Origin of the sequence: Paraburkholderia lacunae (genome assembly GCF_003353175.1) — a bacterium.
Classification (GTDB): Bacteria; Pseudomonadota; Gammaproteobacteria; order Burkholderiales; family Burkholderiaceae; genus Paraburkholderia; species Paraburkholderia lacunae.
This window is the reverse complement of record NZ_QHKS01000006.1, coordinates 88,569-112,044: the sequence shown is the minus strand read 5'-3', so window position 1 is coordinate 112,044 and position 23,476 is coordinate 88,569. Positions and strand designations below refer to the sequence as shown.

The 23,476-nt window shown below is 61.6% G+C and carries 24 protein-coding genes and 2 pseudogenes; 16 read left to right on the top strand and 10 right to left on the bottom strand.

The genetic code is table 11. The annotated features are described in order from the left end of the window. The first annotated feature begins 131 nt into the window (after positions 1-131). Positions 132-2,324: a LamG-like jellyroll fold domain-containing protein gene (locus tag DLM46_RS10705; protein WP_115100935.1), complete on the top strand. Its 2,193-nt coding sequence runs from the start codon at positions 132-134 to the stop codon at positions 2,322-2,324. 90 nt (positions 2,325-2,414) lie between these two features. Here the strand turns inward: DLM46_RS10705 and DLM46_RS10700 are convergent, their stop codons facing one another. Next, the gene (locus tag DLM46_RS10700) at positions 2,415-3,242 is read right to left on the bottom strand and encodes a COG4705 family protein (protein WP_115100742.1); all 828 of its coding nucleotides are present in this window, start codon (positions 3,240-3,242) and stop codon (positions 2,415-2,417) included. A 238-nt stretch (positions 3,243-3,480) separates the two neighbouring features. On the opposite strand from DLM46_RS10700, the pseudogene DLM46_RS40165 reads away from it, so the two are divergent. The 3 genes and pseudogenes from DLM46_RS40165 to DLM46_RS10685 all read left to right on the top strand — a co-directional run. Then, positions 3,481-3,642: pseudogene (locus DLM46_RS40165) on the top strand (peroxiredoxin-like family protein); the annotation flags it as partial. 189 nt (positions 3,643-3,831) lie between these two features. After that, positions 3,832-4,080, top strand: coding sequence for a hypothetical protein (locus tag DLM46_RS10690; RefSeq protein ID WP_115100741.1), 249 nt, complete (start codon positions 3,832-3,834; stop codon positions 4,078-4,080). Positions 4,081-4,523: 443 nt separating this feature from the next. Further along, positions 4,524-4,790, top strand: coding sequence for a hypothetical protein (locus DLM46_RS10685; protein WP_115100740.1), 267 nt, complete (start codon positions 4,524-4,526; stop codon positions 4,788-4,790). 110 nt (positions 4,791-4,900) lie between these two features. Here the strand turns inward: DLM46_RS10685 and DLM46_RS10680 are convergent, their stop codons facing one another. The 6 genes from DLM46_RS10680 to DLM46_RS10655 form a co-directional block, all read right to left on the bottom strand. Further along, a complete protein-coding gene (locus DLM46_RS10680) occupies positions 4,901-5,596 on the bottom strand; it encodes an SOS response-associated peptidase (RefSeq protein ID WP_115100739.1) in 696 nt (231 codons plus the stop codon). A 195-nt stretch (positions 5,597-5,791) separates the two neighbouring features. Further along, the gene (locus DLM46_RS10675) at positions 5,792-6,376 is read right to left on the bottom strand and encodes a fasciclin domain-containing protein (protein ID WP_208866261.1); all 585 of its coding nucleotides are present in this window, start codon (positions 6,374-6,376) and stop codon (positions 5,792-5,794) included. A gap of 118 nt (positions 6,377-6,494) precedes the next feature. Continuing rightward, a complete protein-coding gene (locus tag DLM46_RS10670) occupies positions 6,495-6,866 on the bottom strand; it encodes a type II toxin-antitoxin system VapC family toxin (protein ID WP_115100738.1) in 372 nt (123 codons plus the stop codon). Then, positions 6,863-7,060 (bottom strand): type II toxin-antitoxin system VapB family antitoxin, encoded by a 198-nt coding sequence (locus DLM46_RS10665; protein WP_115100737.1) that lies wholly within the window; start codon positions 7,058-7,060, stop codon positions 6,863-6,865. Before DLM46_RS10665 ends, DLM46_RS10670 begins: the two co-directional genes overlap by 4 nt. Positions 7,061-7,364: 304 nt before the next feature. Further along, positions 7,365-7,991 carry an anti-sigma factor gene (locus DLM46_RS10660; protein ID WP_244306064.1) on the bottom strand — a complete coding sequence of 209 codons (627 nt, stop codon included), beginning with the start codon at positions 7,989-7,991 and terminating at the stop codon, positions 7,365-7,367. Positions 7,992-8,083: 92 nt separating this feature from the next. Then, positions 8,084-8,644, bottom strand: a complete 561-nt coding sequence (locus DLM46_RS10655; protein ID WP_341868586.1) for a sigma-70 family RNA polymerase sigma factor — start codon at positions 8,642-8,644, stop codon at positions 8,084-8,086. A gap of 271 nt (positions 8,645-8,915) precedes the next feature. On the opposite strand from DLM46_RS10655, the pseudogene DLM46_RS10650 reads away from it, so the two are divergent. Next, a pseudogene (locus DLM46_RS10650) lies at positions 8,916-9,290 on the top strand (amino acid transporter); the annotation flags it as partial. A gap of 345 nt (positions 9,291-9,635) precedes the next feature. Here the strand turns inward: DLM46_RS10650 and DLM46_RS10645 are convergent. Beyond that, positions 9,636-10,136, bottom strand: a complete 501-nt coding sequence (locus DLM46_RS10645; protein WP_133300323.1) for a lysozyme inhibitor LprI family protein — start codon at positions 10,134-10,136, stop codon at positions 9,636-9,638. Between the two features lie 384 nt (positions 10,137-10,520). Here DLM46_RS10645 and DLM46_RS10640 point away from each other — a divergent pair, with 384 nt between their 5' ends. From DLM46_RS10640 to DLM46_RS10625, 5 genes are all read left to right on the top strand, one after another. Next, positions 10,521-12,059 carry a methyl-accepting chemotaxis protein gene (locus DLM46_RS10640; RefSeq protein WP_115100734.1) on the top strand — a complete coding sequence of 513 codons (1,539 nt, stop codon included), beginning with the start codon at positions 10,521-10,523 and terminating at the stop codon, positions 12,057-12,059. 137 nt (positions 12,060-12,196) lie between these two features. Next, positions 12,197-12,409, top strand: coding sequence for a DUF2946 family protein (locus DLM46_RS41110; protein ID WP_341868585.1), 213 nt, complete (start codon positions 12,197-12,199; stop codon positions 12,407-12,409). A 37-nt stretch (positions 12,410-12,446) separates the two neighbouring features. Continuing rightward, positions 12,447-12,845 carry a DUF2946 domain-containing protein gene (locus DLM46_RS10635; protein WP_341868584.1) on the top strand — a complete coding sequence of 133 codons (399 nt, stop codon included), beginning with the start codon at positions 12,447-12,449 and terminating at the stop codon, positions 12,843-12,845. Positions 12,846-13,037: 192 nt separating this feature from the next. Beyond that, the gene (locus DLM46_RS10630; RefSeq protein WP_425273978.1) at positions 13,038-14,042 is read left to right on the top strand and encodes a transporter family protein; all 1,005 of its coding nucleotides are present in this window, start codon (positions 13,038-13,040) and stop codon (positions 14,040-14,042) included. Then, positions 14,032-14,688 (top strand): TlpA disulfide reductase family protein, encoded by a 657-nt coding sequence (locus DLM46_RS10625; protein WP_115100732.1) that lies wholly within the window; start codon positions 14,032-14,034, stop codon positions 14,686-14,688. Before DLM46_RS10630 ends, DLM46_RS10625 begins: the two co-directional genes overlap by 11 nt. Before the next feature lie 177 nt (positions 14,689-14,865). On the opposite strand, the gene DLM46_RS10620 is transcribed toward DLM46_RS10625, so the two are convergent. After that, entirely contained in the window at positions 14,866-15,255 is a 390-nt protein-coding gene (locus DLM46_RS10620; protein ID WP_115100731.1) for a hypothetical protein, read from the bottom strand. Positions 15,256-15,721: 466 nt separating this feature from the next. Between DLM46_RS10620 and oxlT the strand changes: the two genes are divergently transcribed. The 6 genes from oxlT (at position 15,722) to DLM46_RS10590 (ending at position 22,314) form a co-directional block, all read left to right on the top strand. Continuing rightward, positions 15,722-17,053, top strand: coding sequence for an oxalate/formate MFS antiporter (gene oxlT, locus DLM46_RS10615; RefSeq protein WP_115100730.1), 1,332 nt, complete (start codon positions 15,722-15,724; stop codon positions 17,051-17,053). Between the two features lie 319 nt (positions 17,054-17,372). Continuing rightward, complete coding sequence (locus DLM46_RS10610) at positions 17,373-18,089, top strand: GntR family transcriptional regulator (protein ID WP_115100729.1); 717 nt, start codon at positions 17,373-17,375, stop codon at positions 18,087-18,089. Positions 18,090-18,493: 404 nt separating this feature from the next. After that, on the top strand, positions 18,494-20,236 hold the full coding sequence (gene oxc, locus DLM46_RS10605; RefSeq protein WP_115100728.1) for an oxalyl-CoA decarboxylase: 1,743 nt from the start codon (positions 18,494-18,496) through the stop codon (positions 20,234-20,236). 26 nt (positions 20,237-20,262) lie between these two features. Further along, a complete protein-coding gene (gene frc, locus DLM46_RS10600; RefSeq protein WP_115100727.1) occupies positions 20,263-21,513 on the top strand; it encodes a formyl-CoA transferase in 1,251 nt (416 codons plus the stop codon). A gap of 104 nt (positions 21,514-21,617) precedes the next feature. Then, positions 21,618-22,049 carry a PAS domain-containing protein gene (locus tag DLM46_RS10595; protein WP_115100726.1) on the top strand — a complete coding sequence of 144 codons (432 nt, stop codon included), beginning with the start codon at positions 21,618-21,620 and terminating at the stop codon, positions 22,047-22,049. Between the two features lie 22 nt (positions 22,050-22,071). Next, on the top strand, positions 22,072-22,314 hold the full coding sequence (locus DLM46_RS10590) for a hypothetical protein (protein WP_115100725.1): 243 nt from the start codon (positions 22,072-22,074) through the stop codon (positions 22,312-22,314). Between the two features lie 286 nt (positions 22,315-22,600). Here the strand turns inward: DLM46_RS10590 and DLM46_RS10585 are convergent, their stop codons facing one another. Beyond that, a complete protein-coding gene (locus DLM46_RS10585) occupies positions 22,601-23,461 on the bottom strand; it encodes a class I SAM-dependent methyltransferase (RefSeq protein ID WP_115100724.1) in 861 nt (286 codons plus the stop codon). Positions 23,462-23,476 lie beyond the last annotated feature (15 nt).

The following is a 23,476-nucleotide window of genomic DNA, read 5'->3' as shown; positions in this document are numbered from 1 at the left end:
CCGCCGGGCGCGTCCCATTCAGAGATGGAGCAAATATGAAGAGATCGAAATCGAGCAAAGTCGATATGCAACGAACTCACGTGAATCCAGACACTTCTGAAACATCGTCCGGACAAACGGATTCGTTCGCGATGCAGGCACACATTGCTGAAGGCATTTCGCGTCGTACATTCCTCTACAGCCTCGGTGCGTTGGCGCTGTCCGCCTGCGGCGGCGGTGGCGGCAACGCCGAAGCGTCATCCGGGTCAGCGCTTGCGGCGGCCGCGTCGCGCTCGGCGGTGTTAAGCGCTACCTCATCCGGCACGTTCGTCCATCCAGGTCTGTTGCACACCCAGGCCGATTTCGACCGGATGAGCCAAAAGGTCGCGGCGAATGGTTCGCCGTGGGTCGATAGCTGGAACCGCCTGATTGCGAACAGTCATGCCAGCCTGTCCTGGAACCCGAGCCCACAGGCGGTCGTCTATCGGGGTAGCGACGGGGTGCATGCGCAGAACTACGCCTTGCTGTTCAATGACATCGCGGCGGCGTACGCATGCGCATTGCGCTGGAAAGTCACCGGCAACACCGCTTATGCCGACAAGGCGGTGCAGATCATGAACGCATGGTCGTCCACGTTGACCGGGATCGGCGGCGATACGAACGCCGATCTCGCGGCCGGCATCTACGGCTATGAATTCGCCAATGCCGGTGAAATCATGCGCACCTATTCAGGCTGGGCGGCTGCCGACCTCGCGCGCTTCCAGAGCATGATGCGCAACATCTTTTATCCGATCAATCACGATTTCATCAACCGGCACAACAATACCGACGTGACTCACTATTGGGCCAACTGGGATCTGTGCAACATGGCATCGATCATGGCCATCGGCGTGCTATGCGACGACCAGGCGTTATTCGACGAGTCCGTCATCTACTTCAAGAGCGGCGCAGGCAACGGCGCGATCCAGCAAGCTGTGTACTACGTTCATCCGGGCTACCTTGGCCAATGGCAGGAATCGGGACGTGACCAGGGGCACGCCACGCTCGGCATCGCGCTCGGGGGAGCGATCTGCGAAATGGCCTGGAATCAGGGAGTCGACCTCTATGGCTACGACAACAACCGCTTCCTGATGGGCGCCGAATACGTTGCGAAAAGCAACCTGATCCAGTCGGGCACGACCTATTACACCGTGCCGTACGTACGCTACAACAATGTCGACAACGTCAACCAGACGGTATTTTCGACTTCGGCTCAAGGTACGCAGCGGCCTTGCTGGGCGCTGGTCTACAACCACTACGTCAACCGCAAGGGTTTGGCCGCGCCTTATACGCAGAAATTCGCGGCACTGGTCCAGCCGGAAGGTGGCGGAGGCGACTATGGGCCGAACAGCGGCGGCTACGACCAACTGGGCTACGGAACGCTGACCTGCACGCTGGACGCGATCGCAAGCGGTGCGGCGCCGAGCGCGCTGAGCGCAAGCGCGAGCGCGGGGCAGGTCATCCTGTCGTGGTGGGGCACGGCGTATGCGACGAGCTATAACGTCAAGCGCGGCACCACGTCGGGCGGACCCTATACATCCATTGCGAGCGGTGTCACCGATCTGCTCAGCTATACGGACAGCGGTCTTGCAGCCGGCACCTACTACTACGTCGTGACTGCGGTGACGTCGTCCGGTGAAACGGCTGCGTCGAACGAGGCTGTTGCGGTCACGGCTGTGCAACTGCAGACCTGGCTGACATTCGACGAAAGCAGCGGCACGAGCGCGGCCGATTCGAGCGGGAACGGACATACCGGTACGCTGGTCGGTGGTGCGAGCCGGGCGGCCGGCAAGAAAGGCAATGCCGTGTCGCTCGACGGCAGCACGGGCTATGTCAGCCTGCCGGGCAACCTCGTGGCCGACGTGTCGGACTTCACGATCGCGGCCTGGGTCTACTGGAACGCGGCGAAGACCTGGGAGCGCGTATTCGACTTCGGCTCAGGCACGGGCCGCTACATGATGCTGACGCCGCGCGCCAATAGCGGGTTCGCACGCTTCGCGATCACACTCAATGGCGGCGCCGGCGAGCAGGACATCGACGGCAACGTCGCGCTGCCCACGGGGCAATGGGTTCACGTCGCGGTAACGCTGTCGGGCAATGTCGGCACGCTGTACCTGAACGGCAGCGAGATCGGCTCCAACACGGCGATGTCGTTTGCGCCGTTCCGTCTGGAAAGTACGAACCAGAACTGGATCGGCCGTTCGCAGTTTTCAGCCGACCCGTATTTCAACGGCTTGATCGACGAGTTTCGCATCTACCGTAACGCGCTTAGTGCTGCGCAGATTGCGGCATTGATTGCCGCGTAGCGACACGCGGGCCAGATGCCGGTGGCGCGGCATCTGGCAACGTTTGCCGTTGGCGGACATGCACCGGACCAGCCTCGGCGCCAGGCAGACTCAATACCCCTCAGGCGCACCCCCGTATGTGCCGCTCGCTCTCACCGGCTTTGTCCGGGTTGCCGGGCGTTGCGGAATCAGCATGACGCACGCAACAATGAAAACCAGCAATATCACCGACGCATACAGCCGACTGACGTGCAGGCCGCCATCGGCGACGGGCTTGTCGAGGAAATCTCCAAGCGTCGCGCCAAGCGGACGCGTCAGGATAAAGGCGGCCCAGAACAGCAGCGTGTGCGAGATACGCTTCCAGAAATAAAGACCCGCCACAATCGCCAGGCCGCCGCCGAAAATCAGCGCGCCGTACTCGTATCCGAGACCCAGGCCGCCGCGATCCGAGCCTGCTACCCAGTCGCCCAGCGCGGTACCCAGCGTCTGCGAAAAGAGGATGGTGATCCAGTAGAACCACTCGGCCTTGGGCGTCGTGATGCTCTGGACCGACACACTGCCCTCCACCTTGTACCAGATGGCGAGGCTCGCAAGCAGCAGTGCCGACACGATGGCGACGCCGCCCGGATAACCTACACCCATCGATCGATCGAAGAAGTCGGCCATGGTCGTGCCGAGCGTCGTGGTCGCGACGATCGTCGCCCAATACAAGGACGGATGAAACCGCTCGGCCTTGATTTGTCCCGAAACGAGTCCGATAAAGATGACCGCAAAAATGGCCGAGCCGATCAGATAGCCCAGGTTGAGCGACATCGTCACCCAGTCGCCGCCCGTTTCTCCAAGCGTAGTTCCGGCAATCTTGACAACCCAGAAGCCGAATGTGACTTGCGGGACTTTGCTGACCGCATGTTCCAATATCTGCCGCGCGTCGCTTTTCATATTGATGAATGCCCTTATTCATAGTTAAACAGAAACCATAACCAAGCATGACAGACAGTCGCTTAACGTCTGCTTAAGGGAGTCAAGGGCAGATTTCGCTTGCTGCAGGCATGGCAGTCATTCCGGGCGGATACCTGCCTGAGCGACGAGCGTTTCAGGACGATGGAGTGCAGGCCGAACACACGGCTCGCCTCATCGCAAAGCCGATTCAGAACGATCCGCTCAACAGCGAACGCTCATGTCGCTGCAAGATAGACGAGACGCTTTCAAGGCCGACTTCAAGGCGGGCAAGCCGCCGCTCAATGCATCGCCGGAAATTTACCCTGTCATGGAGCGCGCAACCGCGGAGCCAATCTCGAGCGGCCAGGCAGGCCGCGCAATCAAAGCCGGCGACCGCGCTCTTCCTGGAAACCTCGGGTGGACTGGGTGCCGAAATACATAACGTTTAGTTTATCGTTATCGTTAAAAACATTAACTATCGCAAATCGTTAGCCGATCCTACTCTCTAATCAACTCCCATCGCACTTCGGTCGCTGCACTCCAGCCGCCGATAGCGTGACCGGAGGGGCGAGGTCGAAGGAGAGGGATCATGAACACCGCCGAGAAGTCCCTGCACTATCTGGTCGACAAGTGGCTCGCACCCGCTGCGTCCATGCGGATCCGCGTAGTGCAGTTTGGTCGTATGCGTGGAGACAGCGGACGCTACGTCCATGTCGAGGCGTTAGCTCCGGGCGGCTCGCGGGCAATATTCTTCTTTCGCCATCGTGACGGCTGCTGGTGCGTATTTCCGCCCCAGACCGCCCGACCCGCGATGAACGGTTACCGGCTAGCCGCTTGAGTTTCGTGCCTGAGTTTCGTGCCTGAGCTGCGTGCTTGAATTGCGTGCTTGAATTGCGTCATGGGCCGGAAAACTCACCGGACGCAAACCGAAACGGCACCGTTATGCACTCGCATAGATGGGCTGCCTCGAATCCGGATCACACCGTGCTGGTCCCGGTAGCTCACAATACCTGCGCGCGTATTCGCTGCTGCGTATTCGTCAGACCAATAACAATCATCATTGAGGGCGGCGAAGACGAAGAGCAACCTTTGTCCGACCGCTGACCCATGCGACACGCGCCTGGCGAGCGTGAACAATCCTGCAGCTTTTTCGATTGCAGCCTTGCAACGTGCGCGGGTAGCAAAGCACCTCGTTGTCACTTACCCTTACGCACGGACTTTTGTAAGGTCAGCATGCAAGAATCCAAAAGACATTTCCGTCGGATAGGAGGGCGATCAGTCATGAACCAGCCCACCATCAATCTGACTGCGCCAATCCTCTTTGCCGACTCTACCGTGTTGTTTTCGGCGTATGGCTTCGGCTGGGGATATTGCGCCTTTGCGCTGCCTAGCGAAGTCGTTTGCAAAGAACTCGGTGCTGCGAACCCGACTCCCAGACAATTGCTGCTCGCCTTCGAGCTTGGCAAGCGTCGGCTGTTGCACGCTGTGGAGGCGAAAGCAGCGCCGGACACAGGCGAACGTGTCACGCTATCGGCCGCTGACCTTTAACGCAGGACTGCAGGACTGCAGCGCCGCGACCTAACGCACGGATCGGCTGCCTACGTAATACGAAAGGAATTAATCCGATTCGAAGCAATGCCGGCGGCTGGATCTGCGAGCTACGGTGCGTCGCCTTTCAACGGTTCGACGAGATCCGGCCCATCGGGTCCGGACCGGTTGACTTTGCGGGACACGGGAAACCACGTGAACGCCTCCGGTGGTTCGGCAGCGCTTAGGGCGAGGTGAACGGCGCGTTCGGCGGAGGTTGCCGGGTCCAGGTACTCGCGGGCGACCTTGGCGGAGAACACGACTGGCCGCCGGTCGTGGACGTCGACCAGCCCGGCGCCCGCCTCTGCCGTCACGATCACAAAACCGTCGCCTTCGCATTGCTCCGTGTCCGGGCGAACATTCGTCAGGCCGGCGACGTACATCGGTTCGCCGCTTTTGGCCTGAATGGCATAGGGCTGCTTGCCGTCGCTCTCCGATTTCCATTCGTACCAGTAGTCGGCCGGCACAATGATGCGGCCGTTTTTCCACATCGCTGCCCATGCCGAACTGGTCGCCTTCTCGACCTTCGCATTGATCATCTGCGGTAGGCCTCTTGCGACGGCCCATGCAGGCCGGTACCCCCAGTGCACCAGCCGTACCGCGCCGTCCGGGTAGATCACGGGCTGGCGACTGCCCGGCGCGGCATTCCAGCTCGGGGTATCGGCGGGTGCCGATTCGTTCAGGAGCGGCCAGCGAGTATCGCGATCGCTGGCGAGAGGGATCAGGTAATCGATGCCGTAGCGGGCTCGAGCATAGCGGCCGCACATGGGATGCTCCCGGTCGTGGGCAGGACGGGTCGAAGGGACCTGCAGCGGATGATGGCACCAACCCGTCATCGCCGTCCATTGCGGACAACACCGAAGTCACCTTGAACGCGCCGCACCAGCGTCACGCCGACGAGCGGCTTGCGCTATGGCGTCGGCCCGCAACAGCCAGTCCCCTCCGAGGTTTTTGCGTGACCATCAAGGCATCAGCACCGTGTCGACGACATGAATCACGCCGTTGGATTGCATGACGTCGCCGATCGTCACGTGTGCGATATCCCCCTTGTCGTCGGTGATGACCCAACCTTTGCTGTCCTTACTGACGATCAGCGAATCGCCCTCGACCGTTTTCAGGTTTGCCTTGCCGCCCCCCTGTTCGACCGCCATGGCGAGGTCGTGCGCGGTGATGCGACCCGGTACGACGTGATACGTGAGCACTTTCACGAGTGTCGGCTTGTTCTCGGGTTTGAGCAGCGTCTGGACTGTTCCGGACGGCAACGCCGCGAAGGCTTCGTTGGTCGGCGCGAACACCGTAAATGGCCCCTTGCCCGACAGCGTATCGACGAGACCGCCGGCCTTGACGGCCGCAACCAGCGTCGTGTGGTCCTTCGAATTCACCGCGTTATCGATGATATTTTTTGACGGATACATCGGCGCGCCGCCGACTTCCACGGTGTTATCAGTGGACATCGATCCGGCCGTAGCGGCCGGCGTCACCACGCCCAAGGTCAGCGCGAGCGCGAGCATCGCGCCGATAGTCTTCATATCGTTGCAGGATTGCATTTCGGTTCTCCCCGAAAGATCGACGCTTCCGGACTGGAAGCAATCGAAGATACGGGTCAAACGAACCGGCGGATGCAGGCGTTTCGATTAAATACGGGTAACCGTATTTCGTGGTTACCTAGTGCGCGAGCATCGCGCCGAGATTGAGTTCATCTGCAACTTTCTTCAATCGCTTATCGCGCGTCCAGATGGTGATGCCGGGTTGTAGGCGCGCGGACGCCAACAGTGACGTGTCGACATATCCGATTCCACGATTGAACAAACCTTCGCGCTCGATCAGATAAAACGTTTCCTCCGGTGTTGCAACTGGCGCGCGCGGCAGGTCGAGCATCGCGCCAAGCACGACGTCACGGTCACGCAGACTACCGAGCGAAATCTCGCCTATCACATAGGGATGAGCAAGCACACGCTCCCCGGCAAGCAGGGTAATCAACATAGGATCAGAAGCGTTGATGTGGTCAATCCAGACCGACGTGTCGACAAGAATCATTCGACGTCCTGCCGGCGACGCAGCGCGCCTTTGATGCCCGGTTGGCTACCGCCAAGATTCGCGAGTCGTTTGGCGGCTTCACGCTGGATCAAGGCCTTTAGCGCTTCGCGCACGAGTGCCGTTTTTTCCTCCACGCCCGTATAGGCTTGAGCCTTGGCGATCAAGTCGTCATCAAGTGCAATAGTCGTACGCATGGGAATCTCCGCAAGTCTGAGCACTAATTATAGCATCGTTTGATGCTTATAATGCTGCATTCTGTAGTCTCGTAATGAGCGCGTTTTGCCGCAACATTCCGATGCAGTTGCGCGCGCGAACGGCGAAAGCCGCCCGCGAGCACAGACCAGATATCGCTTCCTCGGAAAAACCGGCTCGCTAGATTCCCCGCGAAACCAAACACCGACGCTCATCCGGCCGCCGCCCGCGGCTCAACCGTCAACCACGAAATACGGATACCCCTTAAATCCAAACACACGCGACGAACATTGCGGCAAGGCCGCCTCACGTCCCGCCGACAACCCCTTTCGCCAGTACCGGCCCGGTCGGTTGTCCGGTAGGCGACCCGCCGGCCGGCTCCAGCGACACAGCCAGGATCGCACGAGCGTTCAACTGCGCGAGCCGTGCCTGCGGCAGCGATACGATCGTCGGCCGGTCCGCGGCAATGACGCCAAGCGAGACGGGCCGCGCACCCGGCGGGATAATCCATAGTTCGGTGGAACGGTCGGCCACCGCCGGTACGTTGTCTGCGGGAACGATCACCATGCGGGCACGCTGAACGTCGACGGTGGCGGTCCATCCCGCACCCCCGCCTTGCCGGAGGATGCTGGCGACCATGTAGTCGCGATTGCCCGGCGCCGTAACGGGCGCCCGTCCGACCGGCAACACAGACACGATAGCGAGCGCCACAGCCACGACGCTCGAACCGATACCGATCAGGCGCCACAAGCGAACGTTGTCCCATAGCCTGACGCGTGACGCGCGCGGCGCCAGCCGCGCGAAACCCAGTTCGGACTGAATGCGCGCCCACACATGGGGAGGCGCCGCGATCTCGCCGATCTCCTCGCTCAGCGGCATCAAGCGGTTCTGCCAGCGAGCCACGTTAGCCGCCAGACGAGGATCGTGTCGCATCGCCTCTTCGATCTGCCGGCGCTCGGCGGCGTCGAGCACACCCAGGGCGTACTCGGCGCACCGCAGATCGTCGTGGTCGTGTGAAGGCGTATTCATTGCTCGAGACAGGCTCTGAGCTGAATCAGGCTACGCCGGATCCAGCTTTTCATCGTGCCCAGGGGCACGCTCAGGCGCTCCGCCAGCTCGGCATACGTCGCGCCCGTGAAAAAGGCTTCCCGTATGATCTTGCCGTGCTCGGCAGGCAGTCTTTCCAGACAATGCTCCAGACGCCGACTCTGCTGGCTGCGCTCGGCAATTGCGGCCGGTGACGGATGCTCGTCGACGAGGTCTTCTTCCGTCGACTCATCCAGCGATTCCTCGCGGCGGCTGCGCAAGCGGTCGATCGCCCGGTTGCGCGCGATCGTCGCGAGCCAGGTGACGGCGCCGGCCATGCCAGGGTCGAAGATCGCGGCTCGGCGCCATACCGTGACATAGACGTCCTGAAGCACGTCCTCGGCTTCACTGCGATCGCGCAGCATCTTCACGCAAATGCCGAACAGCTTTGCAGAAGTGCGCTGATAGAGCGTAGCGAATGCTGCCTGGTCGCCTTCGCCGGTGCGCAGCAGAAGCCGGTTGAGTTCGTCGCGGCGCCGGGCCTCGAAGTCATCCGTCATACCGTCGCCGGCGGCCGCTGCATGTCCTTGCATAGGCATCGCGTTCTCTGCAGGTTGGCCGTACATGATCGGGAATAGCGGTAGTTTAGCAGCGGAGCGGCCAGTCGAAACGAGTGCGTGCTGGAGTCCTCGCCATCGCATCCCGAGACTCTCCTTGAGCATAAGACCGCGCATTCGATGCGCAATGCACGAAGCGGCAAGTCCTCATCGACCTATACGGATCGAGCGGCACGTCGGATGCAAACTGGCCGAAAAAATTGTTTTCTGCAGGCTGTGGACGCATGGCGACGTGTCGATCCTCGTGGTGCTTGACAGCATCAACGTCTTCCCGACGTTCAGCCTCTCGCTGCTCGGCCTGTGCCTCTACTGGTGGCGGCACCGTGGCGACGGCAAGCATAGGCGCAGACATTTCGCGCTTTCAGCGCTCGGCCTGTCGGTGACCAGCACCGTACTGGTCATCACGCTGATGGAAAAGCTTACCGCGGGTGGTTGGCTCACCGTGCCGGTGACGAGCGGCGTTGTCGCGATCTGCTTCCTCATCAAACGGCACTACAGCGAAACGCGCGCGTCGGTGGCCAAGGAAGATGAGCTGTTTACCGGCGCGCCGCCCGACACCGGCAACGCTTCGCTGCCGGGCGAACCGGATCTCCCGCACCGTCAAATTTAGGAAACTCGGCGTAAACGCAGCGCTAATACTGGGTGGGGGTTTCGTAAAAACGGCGATGTTATATGCGGAGATGGCGCGTGCCGTCGCAATGGCAGTGTCATACGCGGGGATCGCGCGTGCCTGGCAATGGCAGTGGTTACAGCCAAGGGGGACCGGATATGCTGGCCGCACCGCGACGACGATCATCTAGCAAGAGGCGCGCATCTCGCGTTTTGCGGCGCGAGATGCACGGATGGAGTTCGGCGCCGGCATATGCCGGCATTTGCCAGCATGCGTCGGCGCCGAACGGCGAATCTTTGGGTGAAGCGAGCGACCGGGATTTGACTACTGCGTACTCGCGGTTGTCGTTTTCGCCACCGGCGTGTCCTTCATCTTCCGAACCGCGTCAGCCGCCGAAGGCACGAGTTTTTGCGCTGTCAGAGACGCTTCGAAGGCGTCGTGGCGCGCCTGCTTCGCCTGCTCATAGTCGGCGTCCAATTCGACGATCCGGCGGTCGTACCAGCTCTTCACGCACGCCTCGTCGGTGCAGTGGTGCTGCCGCCAGAGCCATTGCTGGGTGCGCGCCGCTTCGAGTGCTGCGGGGTCGATCGTGGTGTCTTTTGCGCGGTGCCAGGAGGCAGCGAGACGGTCGTCGAGTGCCGACAGTGCCGGATCTTGACAGACGATCTTTTCCGACGCGGACGACTTGGCCGTGCACTTGAAGCTCGCCGCGGATGCATCGGCGACGAGCGTAGCGCCCGCTGCCAGCATGCCGATCGACAGCAAAGCCGACGGCTTCGCGAGGCGCTGGAAAGCGCGGGAGAAAACAGTGTTGAAAGTAAACATACCGAGCCTCTGTTCAGGGGAGTCACCAGGCTGAGGCGTGGCGGAAAATCGTCGCGACCTGCCGCCATGCTTTCAGGAATACGGTTTCTGTGCGAACAGGATAGTGCGGGCGCGATTTGGCGATTAAGGGAGAAAAACCCGTGATCCGGAAGTGATTACAAGAACTTTCCACGCGATCCCGGCGCGCCATTGAAGAGGATTGTCCGCGTCACCTGTGGGTGCCTTTTCGGGAATGAAGCGGCCGCTTCACCCGATCGGCGGCTGCGAACGGCCGCTCTCAAAAGTGAGGCCTGTCAGTCAAAAAATCGCTAAAGGTTCAAGCGCCGTTGGTCGTTAACGGGTGTACTACACGGTTAACCTTGCCCCTCCGGCAGCTACATACCCATGAAAGTTTCGACCAAACTGGTTTTGATTGTCTGCACCGCGCTGGCAGGTGTCGTTAGCATCGCTGCGATCGCGCTTTCACAACTCGACCAGGCCCTCATCGAGAGCCGTCAGACGCAGATCGAAGCGCTGCTGACCAAAGCGGAACATCTTGTGTTGTACTACCAGTCGCTCGAGACAAGCGGCAAGATGAACCACGACGACGCGCAGGCCGCCGCCAAAACGGCGCTCGGTCAGTTGAACGCGAACAGCAAGAGCTACTACTGGGCGACGACCACCGACGGCATCAATCTGGTCCACCCGAACCCGAGTCTTGTCGGCACCAAGACCGGTGGCAACAAGACGAGGTCTGGCGATCTCACCGATACGCAGGCCTATCAGCAAGGACTGGCAAAAGACCATTTTGCGCTGGTGGACGTCCTGATCAAGCGCTCTCAAAACGGCCCGCTCGAAGCCAAGCTGCAAGGCGTGGTCGCGATCCCGGCATGGCAATGGTGGATCGGCACGGGCTTCTTCTACGACGACATCAACGCGGCGTACTGGAAGCTCGCGAAAACGCTGATCGCGATCTCGCTTGCGATCTTCGCCGCGGTCAGCGGCATGGCGTGGGTCATGACGCGCAGCGTGAAGCGTGAGCTGGGCGGCGAACCGACGGAGGCCGCTGCGTTTGCGGCGCAGATCGCCTCGGGCAATCTGGCGGCCAATATCAAGCTCGCGCCGACTGACCGTTCGAGTTTGCTGTACGCGTTGAGCGAGATGCGGCAGAAGCTGCGCGAACTGGTGCAAGGTATTCAGCATTCGAGCGATTCGATTGCGACGGGCTCGGGTGAAATCGCGCAAGGCAACACGGATCTGTCGCAACGTACCGAAGAGCAAGCTGCGTCCTTGCAGGAGACGGCGGCGAGCATGGAGCAATTGACGGCCACCGTGAAGCAGAATGCCGACAACGCGCGGCAGGCGAGCCAGCTGGCGGAACTCGCCACGGCAGCCACGCAGCGCGGCGGCAATGCGGTCGAAGAGGTGATCGGCAAGATGCAGGGCATCGCCGACGAATCGCGCAAGATCGGTCAGATCATCGCGGTAATCGAAGGCATCGCGTTCCAGACCAACATTCTCGCGCTCAATGCAGCAGTCGAAGCGGCACGGGCGGGTGAAGAAGGTCGCGGCTTCGCGGTGGTCGCAGGCGAAGTGCGCACGCTCGCGCAACGCAGCGCGGCGGCCGCGAAAGACATCAAGGAGCTGATCCAGTCGTCCGTGGCGCGTGTTGACGACGGCGCGGATCAGGTGGCGGTCGCGGGCGAACGGATGAGTGAAATCGTTCAGTCGATCCGGCGCGTCAACGACATCATGAGCGAGATTGCCGCAGCGTCGCTCGAGCAGAGCACCGGTATCGAGCAGGTCAACCGCGCGGTCTCGCAGATGGACGAAGTGACGCAGCAAAACGCGGCGCTGGTCGAACAGGCCGCAGCGGCTGCGGCATCGCTTGACGAACAAGCCGCACGGTTGCAGACGATGGTCGGCACGTTCCGTCTGCAGTAAGCCAGATACTTCTGCCTTTCGAATCCTGAACAGTTCTTTCCCTATCCCTTTGTAGGATATCTACCCATCGGAGCCGTCAAAGGCGCGCGCGATAATCGGCTAGAACACACCAGCCGGCGCGCGATATCGCCTTCATCATGCCGAGCCTTTTCCATTCGAAGATTGGCGGCATTCTCAGATTGCTTGCAATCCTGATGGCGATATTCGCACCAACGGTTTCGCAGACCCTTTCGGCCGATCAGCGTTTCGACGTGATCGCAGGTGCTTTCTGCTCGCAGCGAAACGGCCCTGACGTCGAAGCACCCCGGCAAGTTGCCTCTCCAGCCTATCAAGGAGTGTCCGACCGATAGCACGCTGATAGAAAACGCTGTACAGGTCCGCTATCCGATGGATAGAATCCTGGCAAATTTTTTGACTACCATGAAGCTCCGCGCTCGCAAACACACTGTCGCATGGCTGGGTCTCGTGGCCATGTGGCTCGTGGTCCTGGCGCCGCTCGTGAGTCAGTTGATCGCAGCAGCCCAGGCGGATGGGCCTTTCAGTGCCGTGTGCTCGGCCGTCAGGAGCGAAGGCTCTGCCCCCGCGCACGATGTATCGTCAGACCAGTGGAGCGCATGCGGATACTGCGACTTTTTCGCGCATCACGTACCGGCCGCCAACGTACCGCCTCCAGAACCGGTTGCCACCGTTTTTGTAGCACGTGCACAGGTATCAAAACCGTCTGAATTTGTCCCTTACGCCGCGTTCCCATCTGGCCGGCCTCGCGATCCTCCCGCCGTTTCCTGACCTTCCCCTTCCCAGACCGCCTCTCCAGTTTGTTCCGTAACCGGACAGGCAGACTCTGTTCATCCCTGCAGGAAACACGTTCGTCCATTCACCCGGCGAGGGTGGTGCGCGCGCGTTCGCATCAAGCGGAGAGGAATCATGTCGATCCACAAGAACACTTTGCTGCGCTATACGTTGCCATGGGCCGTGCTCATGATCGCGCCAGTCGCGGCTCACGCCTGCGCCAGCTGCGGCTGTGCCCTCAGCACCGATGCCGCATTGGGCTATTCCGCCACCCCGGGCTGGCGGATCAATCTCGAATACGACTTCATCAGCCAGAACCAGTTGCGCAGCGGCACTGGCGCCGTGTCGAATACCCAGCCCGCCAGCATCAATGATGCGGGAGGCAGTCAGGAGGTCGAGCGCCAGACGATCAATCGATACCTGACTTTGGGAATCAGCTATAGCCCGAGCGTCAGCTGGAATTTCACTGCGCTGGTCCCTTACGTCGATCGCAGCCATAGCACCTACGGCAACGCGACCACCGACAAGCTCACGCCCGACAACATTAGCGGCGCGACCAGCAAAGGCCTGGGGGACATCAAACTGATCGGCAGCTATCAGGGGTTTCTGCCGACGCATAATCTCGGCGTGCAACTCGGCGTCAAGTTACCCACGGGCCGTTATGGCGGCCAGAACGTCAATACGGGGGCAACCGTGGGACGCAATCCCGTGTTCTTTTCGAGCGGCCCCAATGCGAGTTCGGGTCAGGCGCTCGACACCAGCCTTCAGCCCGGCACCGGCAGTACTGACCTGATCGTCGGCGCGTACTACTATCAGGCGATCAGCCAGAACTTTGACGCCTTCATCAACGGCCAATTCCAATCCGCGGTTGCGGAAAACCTCAACCAGCCCGGCGGCGATTTCCGTCCGGGAAACATAGCCAATGTGAGCCTTGGCCTGCGCTATGAGGCAAACCCGAAGATCGTGCCGCAATTGCAGGTCAACGTTTATCGCAAGAGCCACGACCAGGGCGCGCTCGCCGACACCGCGAATACGGCTGGGACAGTCGTTTATGTCAGCCCGGGCATCACCGTTAGCGTGTGGAAGAACCTCCAGGTTTACGGCTTTGTGCAACGCGCGATATACAGCAAGCTCGATGGCTATCAGCTGTTTCCGCGCTGGAGCGGCAACGTGGGGATCAGCTATGCGTTCTAATCTGCCTCAGGTGTTGCAGGTGCCTCAGGTGTTGCAGGTGCCTCAGGTGTTGCAGGTGCCTCAGGTGCCACGGCCGTCACCGGCACGCACCGGCCAGGACTCGCCGGCGCACGCCGCGCGCCGCACCTGGTTACGTGCCGCTTTTGCCTGTTCCCTGGGCGGGCTGACTTCCGGCTGGTTCACGGAGGCACGCGCCACCACACTGGCCGTGGGTCAGCCTGCTCCGCCCCTCGTGCTGCATACCCTGAATGGGCGCAGCATCGACACCCGCGATCTGCTCGGACAGGTGGTCGTCCTCACTTTCTGGGCAACATGGTGCGAGCCTTGCCGTGAAGAACTACCGCTGTTATCCGCTTACGCCGCGCAGCATGCGGCCGAGGGGCTGCAGGTGCTCGGCTTCAGCCTGGACGGGCCGGATGATTTACAGGCAGTACGACAGACCGCCTCCGGCCTGAGTTTTCCCGTTGGACTACTGGGGAGCGCGTGGGCCGGAGACTACGGGCGCATGTGGCGTATCCCGGTAAGCTTCACGATCGACCGCCTGGGACTTCTGGCCGATAACGGATGGGACGACAAATCCCCCGTTTGGACATCCGAGCGCCTCGCGCGCATCGTCACGCCCCTCATGAGGCAATCCGCGCGTTAGAGGGTGGTGGGCGTGGCGAACGACGCCAAGGATCGCGTGCGCGGAGCCTATCGCCCACCAGCAACAGGCTCCCGTTTCCGTGCAGTCCCGGACGTTGCGCTTGCGTGGCTCACGCCGGCGCCTACACTCGATTCTCCGACGACGAGGGACGCCGCACCCGAAATCCGCCCGTCGCGTCTACACACCCGCCAGCGCCGGCAGCTCCATGTCATGCGACAGGCACTCGCGCCGGCTGCTCATCGGCGTCTGACGTGTCTCGTGGCTCGGGTGCGGCGCGATTTCGACGCGCGTCGCTACGCACACCGGATAGCGTGCGTTCTTCCTCTCGAGAATGGCCCGGCTCAGAAACTCGGCGCTATACGCTTTCAGCAAATGCGCATGGTGCGCTTCGATGTAAGCGGTGATCCGAGCCTGTTCACCGTCGATCAAAGCCAGCAACGCGAGCGTTTGCGCATCCCAACGGAAACGCAGGCCGAGTTCGTCGAAAGCGGTGTTATAGGCGCACAGTTGCGCATGGACTTCCGCATCTTGCGCGCTGTCGCCGGCGTCGAATTGGGAGGGGTTCATGGTCGTCTCCTTGAGGCAGATGGCATGGACCAAGAATAGAAGCGAGCATAAATAAACAACAGTTAAAGTTACTTCGAATAACGATAGCTTTTTGCTTATGCATTTTCGCCACCCCGAACGACGAACCCACGCTCGGAACTGGTCAACCATGTATTAGGGATGCCTAATACAAACCATAAAATGTTTTGACTTTCACTGATTGCTGTTCACGCGCAGCATGCCCCCAGACTCGCCGCACGCACAGCTGCTTTTACCCAGCGCTTTTTCTCAGTTGTCGCGCGATCAACGAGGTAAGGGTTTTCGATAGTGGAATTCCCTCTGGCCGACCATTGGCGCTTCATTGCCGGCACACTAACCGGCGATCAGGCGATTCGATTACTCGAGTCCAACGTGCCGCTCGAGCGCGACGGACGGGACCGGAGTAAGCGCTAAAGCGCTAACTCCGGTCGACAAAGGAGACAGAGACATGGGCTATTCCAACGTAGCCGGAAGAGGCAAGACGGCGTTCAGGCATAACCGCTGGGTGCAACTGGCGATCGGCATCGTGTGCATGGGGCTCGTCGCGAACCTGCAATATGCGTGGACGCTTTTCGTCGTACCAATGGACAACGCGCACCATTGGGGCCAGGCGGCGATTCAGACCGCGTTCACGATCTTCATCGTCACCGAAACGTGGCTCGTGCCTGTCGAAGGCTGGCTCGTCGACAAGTTCGGGCCGCGGCCGGTTGTGATCGGCGGTTCGCTGTGCGCGGCGCTCGGCTGGATCATCGACGCGCATGCGAGCAGTCTCGCCGCGCTATACGTTGCGGCGGTGATCGCGGGTATCGGTGCGGGTTGCGTGTACGGCACCTGCGTCGGCACGGCGCTCAAATGGTTTCCGGACAAGCGCGGTCTCGCGGCCGGTTTGACGGCGGCCGGTTTCGGCGCCGGCGCAGCGGTCACCGTGATTCCGATCGCCAACATGATCCAGCGTTCGGGCTACGAGCACACGTTCATGTTCTTCGGCATTTTCCAGGGCGTCTGCATTCTGCTGCTCGCCACCATGCTGATACGGCCGAAGCCGCCCGCAACCGCGGTCGCGTCCAAACGCGTGGTCGCAACCAGGATCGACTACACGCCTGGCGAGATGATCCGTTCGCCGCTCTTCTGGGTGCTGTACCTGATGTTCGTGTTCGTCGCGGCCGGCGGCATCATTGCGACCGCGCAGCTTGGGCCGATCGCGAAGGAGTTCGGCTTTGCCAAGCTGCCGGTGAATCTGATGGGCATCACCCTGCCGCTGCTGACGATGACGCTGTCGATAGACAACCTGTGCAACGGCTTCACGCGTCCGTTGTGCGGTTTTCTGTCGGACCGCATCGGCCGCGAGAACACGATGTTCATGATCTTCCTCGGTGAAGGCGTCGCGCTGCTGGGGCTCATGCAGTTCGGCCACGACCCGTACGCATTCATGTTCTTCGCAGCCGCCGTGTTCCTGTGCTGGGGCGAGATCTTCTCGATCTTCCCGGCGACCTGCGCGGACACGTTCGGCAGCAAATACGCCGCGGCCAATGCGGGCACGCTCTATACCGCGAAGGGGACCGCGTCGATGCTGGTGCCGATAGCATCGGTGCTGTCGGCGAACGGCGGGTGGAGCACAGTGTTCATTGCGGCGGCGGTGGTGTCGATCGCGGCAGCCGTGTCCGCGAAGTTCGTCCTTGCACCCATGAGAAAGCGCTGGATCGAGCACGCCGGCGCGTCGGCTGCCGTGGTCGTCGCTGAAGCGCGGCTGCAGCCGTTGTCCGGCGGCCCGCGTGAATGAATGACAACGTGAGCGCGTAGCTCACGACCCAACTGGGTTCGCCTGCTGCCGCAGCATAGGCTGCGGCGGCGGCAACCCTGCCCTCGCACCGCGTTCGACGGTGCCGCGAAGCGACCTGCAGCTTGCTGCAAGGTCGCTTTCTGCGCTTGCCCATCTAATAGGTATGGCGCGTGCGGAACGGCACGCGCTTCCCAGCTAAAACCCGTGGATTACACCACCTGGACTAATGGCCGTATGTGATATATGGTATTAAATATATTTAAATGACCCGCTCGCGCGTCCCGAGCAACGAATTCTCTCAAACTGGGAAGCACTGTCCATGGCTGATGCACAAACCGATGTTCTTCCAGCGGCTCCGCCACTGACGCTCGTGCCGATCAACGCGACTGCTTCGCTGCGCGACCAGGCCTACGCCAAGTTGAAGCAGGCCATTGCCGAAGCCGACATCTATCGCTCGCGCGAGGAGATCCGGCTCGACGAAAAAGAACTCACCGAGGCGCTCGGCGTCAGCCGCACGCCGGTTCGCGAAGCGATGACGCTGCTCGAGCAGGAAGGGTTTCTGCGTACCGTGCCGCGCCGCGGCATCTACATCCAGCGCAAGACGAAGAAAGAGATCGTCGACATGATTCACATGTGGGCGGCGCTCGAAAGCATGGCTGCGCGCCTCGCCACGCAGCGCGCGTCCGACTCCGAGATCGCGGCGCTCAGGCGCATGTTCGACGACTTTCGCGACGCCACGCCGGCCGAGCATATCGACGAGTATTCGGAGGCGAACATTACGTTCCATCAGTCGATCGTGCAGTTATCGCAATCGCAGATTCTGCTCGATACGATGAAAAATCTGTTCGTCCATGTCCGCGCGATTCGCAAAATGACGATCTCGCAGAGCGACCGGGCATCGCGCTCGATTGTCGATCACATGCGCATCATCGAGGCGCTGGAGCGGCGCGATACCGAACTGGTCGAGAGCCTCGTGCGACAGCATTCGCTCGAGTTGGCGGCGTTCGTCGAAGCGAACTGCGATTTCCTCGACTGAGCCTGAAATCATCTTCGGCGCGACATAAACGCTTCGCCCAGGAGCCGGTTGCCGCACCTCGTCAGAACCGCCAGGCACTGCAACGCGTTCAGCGTTGCAGTGCTTTTTTTATTCGCCCTCGCACGGTGCCGGACCTCGACAGAGCGCCGGCCAACGTCCTCTTTCGTCATCCCCGCCCGCCAAACCGGTAGCCAAAAATGCAGCGCTCGCCCAATTCCGGCTCCGCCGGCGATTTGTGCGACGCAAACGCCCACACCCCGCCCCAGCCTTTAAATACAAGCCCGCACAGGCAAGCTGCAGCGCAGCAATCCGATCAGCTTCAAAAAACTCGCTTGACTAATACTGTGTGTGGCATATTGTATATCACGAACCACACCACGCCCCAGTCTTGGAGGAGAGACGTCATGGCAGAAGCCGACAGCACCACAGCAGAAGAGACATTGAATCAACAGACCACCGAGACGACCGACGGATTCCACATCGTCATCGATGCGCTGAAACTGAACGACCTCAACACCATCTTTGGACTGGTCGGGATCCCCATCACCGACCTGGCGCGGCTGGCGCAAGCGGAAGGGATGCGTTTCATCGGCTTTCGTCACGAACAGCACGCGGGCAACGCGGCGGCCATTGCCGGCTTCATGACGCAAAAGCCGGGCATCTGCCTGACGGTGTCGGCGCCGGGCTTTCTGAACGGTCTGACGGCGCTCGCCAACGCGACCACCAACTGCTTCCCGATGATCCTCATCAGCGGCTCCAGCGAGCGCGAGATCGTCGATCTCCAGCAGGGCGATTACGAAGAAATGGATCAGCTGAATGCGGCCAAGCCGTACGCGAAGGCCGCGTATCGCGTGCTGCACGCGGAAGACATCGGCATCGGCGTGGCGCGTGCGATTCGAGCCGCGGTGTCGGGCCGCCCGGGCGGCGTGTATCTGGACTTGCCGGCCAAGCTGCTCGCGCAAACGCTGGATGCCGTGAAGGCGCAGCAGTCGCTGGTGCGCGTGGTCGACGCCGCGCCGCGTCAGCTGCCGGCGCCGGAATCGGTCAAGCGTGCGATCGATGTCCTGAAGAGCGCCAAGCGTCCGCTGATCCTGCTCGGCAAGGGGGCGGCGTACGCGCAGGCTGACGCGGAGATTCGCGCGTTCGTCGAACAAAGCGGCATTCCGTATCTGCCGATGTCGATGGCCAAGGGTCTGTTGCCCGATACGCATGAGCAGTCGGCGTCGGCGGCACGCTCGTTCGTGCTGCAGGAAGCCGACGTCGTCGTGCTGATCGGCGCGCGGCTGAACTGGCTGCTGGCGCATGGCAAGGGCAAAACGTGGGGCGCGGAGCCGAAGAAGTTCGTCCAGGTCGACATTTCGCCGACCGAAATCGACAGCAACGTCGCGATTGCCGCGCCGGTGATCGGCGATATCGGTTCGTGCGTCGCGGCACTGCGCGCCGGGCTCGATGCGGGCTTCGCGAAGCCGGGCGCCGAATGGACCGGCGCGATCGCCGAGCGCAAGAACAAGAATCTCGCCAAGATGGCCGCGACGCTCGAGAAGAACCCGTCGCCGATGAATTTCCACAGTGCGCTGCGCGCGATCCGCGATGTGCTGAAGACACGCCCGGACATCAACGTCGTCAACGAAGGCGCGAACACGCTCGACTACGCGCGCAGCATCATCGACATGTACGAGCCGCGCAAACGCTTCGATTCGGGCACGTGGGGAATCATGGGCATCGGCATGGGCTTCGCGATCGGCGCGGCGGTGACGAGCGGCAAGCCGGTTGTCGCGATCGAAGGTGACAGCGCGTTCGGATTCAGCGGCATGGAACTCGAAACCATCTGCCGTTACGACTTGCCGGTCTGCACGATCATCTTCAACAACAACGGCGTGTATCGCGGCACCGACGTGAACCCGACGGGCGGCAAGGACGTCGCGCCGACCGTGTTCGTGAAAGGTGCGCGCTACGACAGGATGATCGAGGCATTCGGCGGTGTCGGCTACAACGCGACCACACCGGAAGAACTGACGAAGGCGCTGCTCGAAGCGATCGCATCCGGCAAGCCGACCTTGATCAACGCTGTGATCGATGAAGCGGCGGGCACCGAAAGCGGCCGCCTGACCAATCTGAATCCGCAAAGCGCGGCGATGAAAAAGTAATCCAGAGCAACCCAGGAGATATCAAAGTGACCAAACCACTCGACGGCATCAAGATCATCGACTTCACCCACGTTCAGGCTGGTCCCGCGTGCACGCAGTTGCTCGCCTGGTTCGGCGCCGATGTGATCAAGGTTGAAAGACCCGGTTCGGGCGACGTGACGCGCAACCAGTTGCGCGACATCCCCGACGCGGACGCGCTGTACTTCACGATGCTCAACAGCAACAAGAAGTCGCTCACGTTGGACACGAAAAAGCCCGAAGGCAAGGAAGTCCTCGAAAAGCTGATCCGCGAATCGGACGTTCTGGTCGAAAATTTCGGCCCGGGTGCGTTGGACCGGATGGGCTTCTCGTGGGAACGCCTGAACGAACTCAATCCGAAGATGATCGTCGCTTCGGTGAAGGGCTTCAGCGACGGCCATCACTACGACGACCTGAAGGTCTACGAAAACGTCGCGCAATGCGCAGGCGGCGCGGCGTCCACCACCGGCTTCTGGGACGGTCCGCCGACCATCAGCGCCGCGGCGCTCGGCGACAGCAACACCGGCATGCATCTGGCGATCGGCATTCTGACCGCGCTGTTGGGGCGCGACAAAACCGGCAAGGGCCAGAAGGTCGCCGTGTCGATGCAGGACAGCGTGCTGAACCTGTGCCGCGTGAAGCTGCGGGATCAGCAGCGGCTGGAGCGCGTGGGTTACCTCGAGGAATATCCGCAATATCCGCACGGCGAATTCAGCGATGTGGTGCCGCGTGGCGGCAATGCGGGCGGCGGCGGTCAGCCGGGCTGGGTGCTCAAATGCAAGGGCTGGGAAACGGATCCGAACGCCTACATCTATTTCACGATCCAGGGCCATGCGTGGGAGCCGATCTGCCGGGCACTCGGCAAACCCGAGTGGATCGATGACCCGGCCTACAAGACCGCTGAAGCACGTCAACCGCATATCTTCGAGATCTTCGGAACCATCGAAGCCTGGCTCGCCGACAAGACCAAATTCGAAGCAGTCGACATCTTGCGCAAGTTCGACATTCCGTGCGCGCCCGTGCTGACGATGAAGGAACTGGCCAACGATCCGTCATTGCGCGCGAGCGGCACGATCGTCGAAGTGCCGCACAAGAAACGCGGCACGTATCTGACGGTCGGCAGTCCGATCAAGTTCTCGGATCTGAAGCCGGAAGTCACCGCGTCGCCGCTGCTCGGCGAACACACGGACGAAGTGCTGGCGAGCCTCGGCTACAGCAAGCAGGAAATCTTCAACCTGCGCGAAGTCAAAGCGGTTTAACGGTGTCACGCAGGCCCGGTTGTACGCTCGGGCCTGCGGATACACCGCCCCGGGCGGCGCCGTGTCCGATTCAAGAATCCACCTTTTACATTCGGGGGAATGCCATGCAAAGCGCCATCGACTTCCAGCAACTCGTCAACGCAATCGGCGACGCGATCATCATTTCCGACGCCGGCGGCAGCATCACATTGTGGAACCCCGCGGCCGAACGCATGTTCGGCTTTACGCAAAGCGAGGCATTGGGAAAGTCTCTGGACCTGATCATTCCGGAACGATTGCGCGGCCGCCATTGGGACGGCTATCACAAGACCATGGCAACGGGCGAAACCCGTTATGGCAACGACGTACTGCGTGTCCCCGCCGCGCATAAGGACGGACGGTCACTATCGATTGCCTTTACGGTTGCGTTGCTGCATTCGCCGCAAAACGAACTCACCGGCATCGTCGCCGTGATCCGCGACGAAACCAGCCGCTTTCAGGAAGATCGCTTGCTGCGCAAGCGTCTCGCGGAACTGGAAGCATCTGCGGGCGCGTGAGCGGCCGCACAGGAGAATTCCGATGCACGTAGAAGTACTGGGGAAATACCGGCTCGAGTTGTCCGCGAGGCAGTGGATCCACCACGGCGGCTGGGCCGCCTATGTGGCGATTCGCACCGTCGAAGAAGATCACCTGGCACAACCCGACCTGCTGCCGTATCAGCAGGTCGTCGATGGCGCTGTCTTTGAAAGCGAAGCGGCGGCGATTGCCGGCGCGCGCCGCGTCGCTATGGCGCTTCTTACTCCCCCGAGCCGCACACGCTGACGCTAGCCGGGCAAAAGACGCCCCGGCAGATCGGAGCCGCGACACGACGAGCGCGACATTCCATAGCGCGATGTCACGCAAGCCAGTGCCCGGAGGTCAAGGTCGCCACGCAAGGGCGGTGCCTGGTCGATAGCGCGCACGAGCCGACGTATCGTCTTCGATCGCCGCCGCCTCGGGTTCCAGCCCGCCAACCGCCGGTGCCTGGCGCTCGCCGATAGCGCCCTCCGTGGGGAAGGGCCGAACCAGGCCGAAGTCCGCTCATGCTGGTCGGACAGTGTGCGGGCCGCTATGCATTTGCCACCAGCAGTTCTTCCGCATTGTTCGGCGGGCGCAGATCATCTGTCCTGCCCGCGAAGTAGCGCCGCGTAAGATCGGCCGCCGAGACGTGCCGTGCTTCTCTAAAGCCGGCTTCGCGGGCCAGCGCCATGATCTCCGGCGGGGTGAAGAAGCTCAGGAAAGGTGTCCCGCTTGCTCGCGCGCCCTTCTCCGCCATCTCGAGCCCGGGACGTACCTCGGGGTCCGCCAGTTCCAGCGGGAGCAGGAACGTCATGGCGAGCGTCGATCCTGGCGCGAGGGCCGCGACCTGGCGCAGCGTGGCCGCGTTCGCATCCTTGGTGAGATACATGCTGACGCCCGTGGAGACCACGATTGCCGGCTTGCTGTCATCGAAGCCGGCAGTCACGAGCCCGTCCCGCCAGGTCCCTCCCGCCTCGAAATCGACCGGCACGAAGCGCAGCCAGTCCGGCACGCCGAAGCCGAGCTCGATCAGGCGCTGACGCTTCCATGCCTGGGGACCTGGCCGGTCGATCTCGAACACCCTGAGGCGGGACGCGATCTCCGGCCTTCGCTGTGCGAAGCTGTCAAGGCCCGCGCCGAGGATCACATACTGACTAAGCCCGCGGCTGGCCTGTTCCACGACCAGGTCCTCAATGAAGCGGGCACGAGCCACGATTGAGGCGCGGAAGGGACGCGTGAACTGCGGGTCCATGTCGCCGCGGCGGCGCCAGCCCTCGTCCGGGGCCAGCAGCTCGAGGCCGATTTCGTCTTCCAGCACATGCGGCGGGGGGTCGGCTTCGACATGCAGAGCGCGCCACAAGGCGACTCGCGCTGCTGTGCTGTCTGGCGCTACATCTCGCTTGTCGTTCATGACTTTCGATCCCGT

Excerpts from the sequence above, each read along its gene's own strand:
- DLM46_RS10705 (WP_115100935.1), top strand. The coding sequence starts at position 132 with ATGCAGGCACACATTGCTGAAGGCATTTCGCGTCGTACATTCCTCTAC.
- DLM46_RS10700 (WP_115100742.1), bottom strand. The coding sequence starts at position 3,242 with ATGAAAAGCGACGCGCGGCAGATATTGGAACATGCGGTCAGCAAAGTC.
- DLM46_RS10690 (WP_115100741.1), top strand. The coding sequence starts at position 3,832 with ATGAACACCGCCGAGAAGTCCCTGCACTATCTGGTCGACAAGTGGCTC.
- DLM46_RS10685 (WP_115100740.1), top strand. The coding sequence starts at position 4,524 with ATGAACCAGCCCACCATCAATCTGACTGCGCCAATCCTCTTTGCCGAC.
- DLM46_RS10680 (WP_115100739.1), bottom strand. The coding sequence starts at position 5,596 with ATGTGCGGCCGCTATGCTCGAGCCCGCTACGGCATCGATTACCTGATC.
- DLM46_RS10675 (WP_208866261.1), bottom strand. The coding sequence starts at position 6,376 with ATGCAATCCTGCAACGATATGAAGACTATCGGCGCGATGCTCGCGCTC.
- DLM46_RS10670 (WP_115100738.1), bottom strand. The coding sequence starts at position 6,866 with ATGATTCTTGTCGACACGTCGGTCTGGATTGACCACATCAACGCTTCT.
- DLM46_RS10665 (WP_115100737.1), bottom strand. The coding sequence starts at position 7,060 with ATGCGTACGACTATTGCACTTGATGACGACTTGATCGCCAAGGCTCAA.
- DLM46_RS10660 (WP_244306064.1), bottom strand. The coding sequence starts at position 7,991 with ATGCGACACGATCCTCGTCTGGCGGCTAACGTGGCTCGCTGGCAGAAC.
- DLM46_RS10655 (WP_341868586.1), bottom strand. The coding sequence starts at position 8,644 with ATGACGGATGACTTCGAGGCCCGGCGCCGCGACGAACTCAACCGGCTT.
- DLM46_RS10645 (WP_133300323.1), bottom strand. The coding sequence starts at position 10,136 with ATGTTTACTTTCAACACTGTTTTCTCCCGCGCTTTCCAGCGCCTCGCG.
- DLM46_RS10640 (WP_115100734.1), top strand. The coding sequence starts at position 10,521 with ATGAAAGTTTCGACCAAACTGGTTTTGATTGTCTGCACCGCGCTGGCA.
- DLM46_RS41110 (WP_341868585.1), top strand. The coding sequence starts at position 12,197 with ATGCCGAGCCTTTTCCATTCGAAGATTGGCGGCATTCTCAGATTGCTT.
- DLM46_RS10635 (WP_341868584.1), top strand. The coding sequence starts at position 12,447 with ATGGATAGAATCCTGGCAAATTTTTTGACTACCATGAAGCTCCGCGCT.
- DLM46_RS10630 (WP_425273978.1), top strand. The coding sequence starts at position 13,038 with ATGATCGCGCCAGTCGCGGCTCACGCCTGCGCCAGCTGCGGCTGTGCC.
- DLM46_RS10625 (WP_115100732.1), top strand. The coding sequence starts at position 14,032 with ATGCGTTCTAATCTGCCTCAGGTGTTGCAGGTGCCTCAGGTGTTGCAG.
- DLM46_RS10620 (WP_115100731.1), bottom strand. The coding sequence starts at position 15,255 with ATGAACCCCTCCCAATTCGACGCCGGCGACAGCGCGCAAGATGCGGAA.
- oxlT (WP_115100730.1), top strand. The coding sequence starts at position 15,722 with ATGGGCTATTCCAACGTAGCCGGAAGAGGCAAGACGGCGTTCAGGCAT.
- DLM46_RS10610 (WP_115100729.1), top strand. The coding sequence starts at position 17,373 with ATGGCTGATGCACAAACCGATGTTCTTCCAGCGGCTCCGCCACTGACG.
- oxc (WP_115100728.1), top strand. The coding sequence starts at position 18,494 with ATGGCAGAAGCCGACAGCACCACAGCAGAAGAGACATTGAATCAACAG.
- DLM46_RS10595 (WP_115100726.1), top strand. The coding sequence starts at position 21,618 with ATGCAAAGCGCCATCGACTTCCAGCAACTCGTCAACGCAATCGGCGAC.
- DLM46_RS10590 (WP_115100725.1), top strand. The coding sequence starts at position 22,072 with ATGCACGTAGAAGTACTGGGGAAATACCGGCTCGAGTTGTCCGCGAGG.
- DLM46_RS10585 (WP_115100724.1), bottom strand. The coding sequence starts at position 23,461 with ATGAACGACAAGCGAGATGTAGCGCCAGACAGCACAGCAGCGCGAGTC.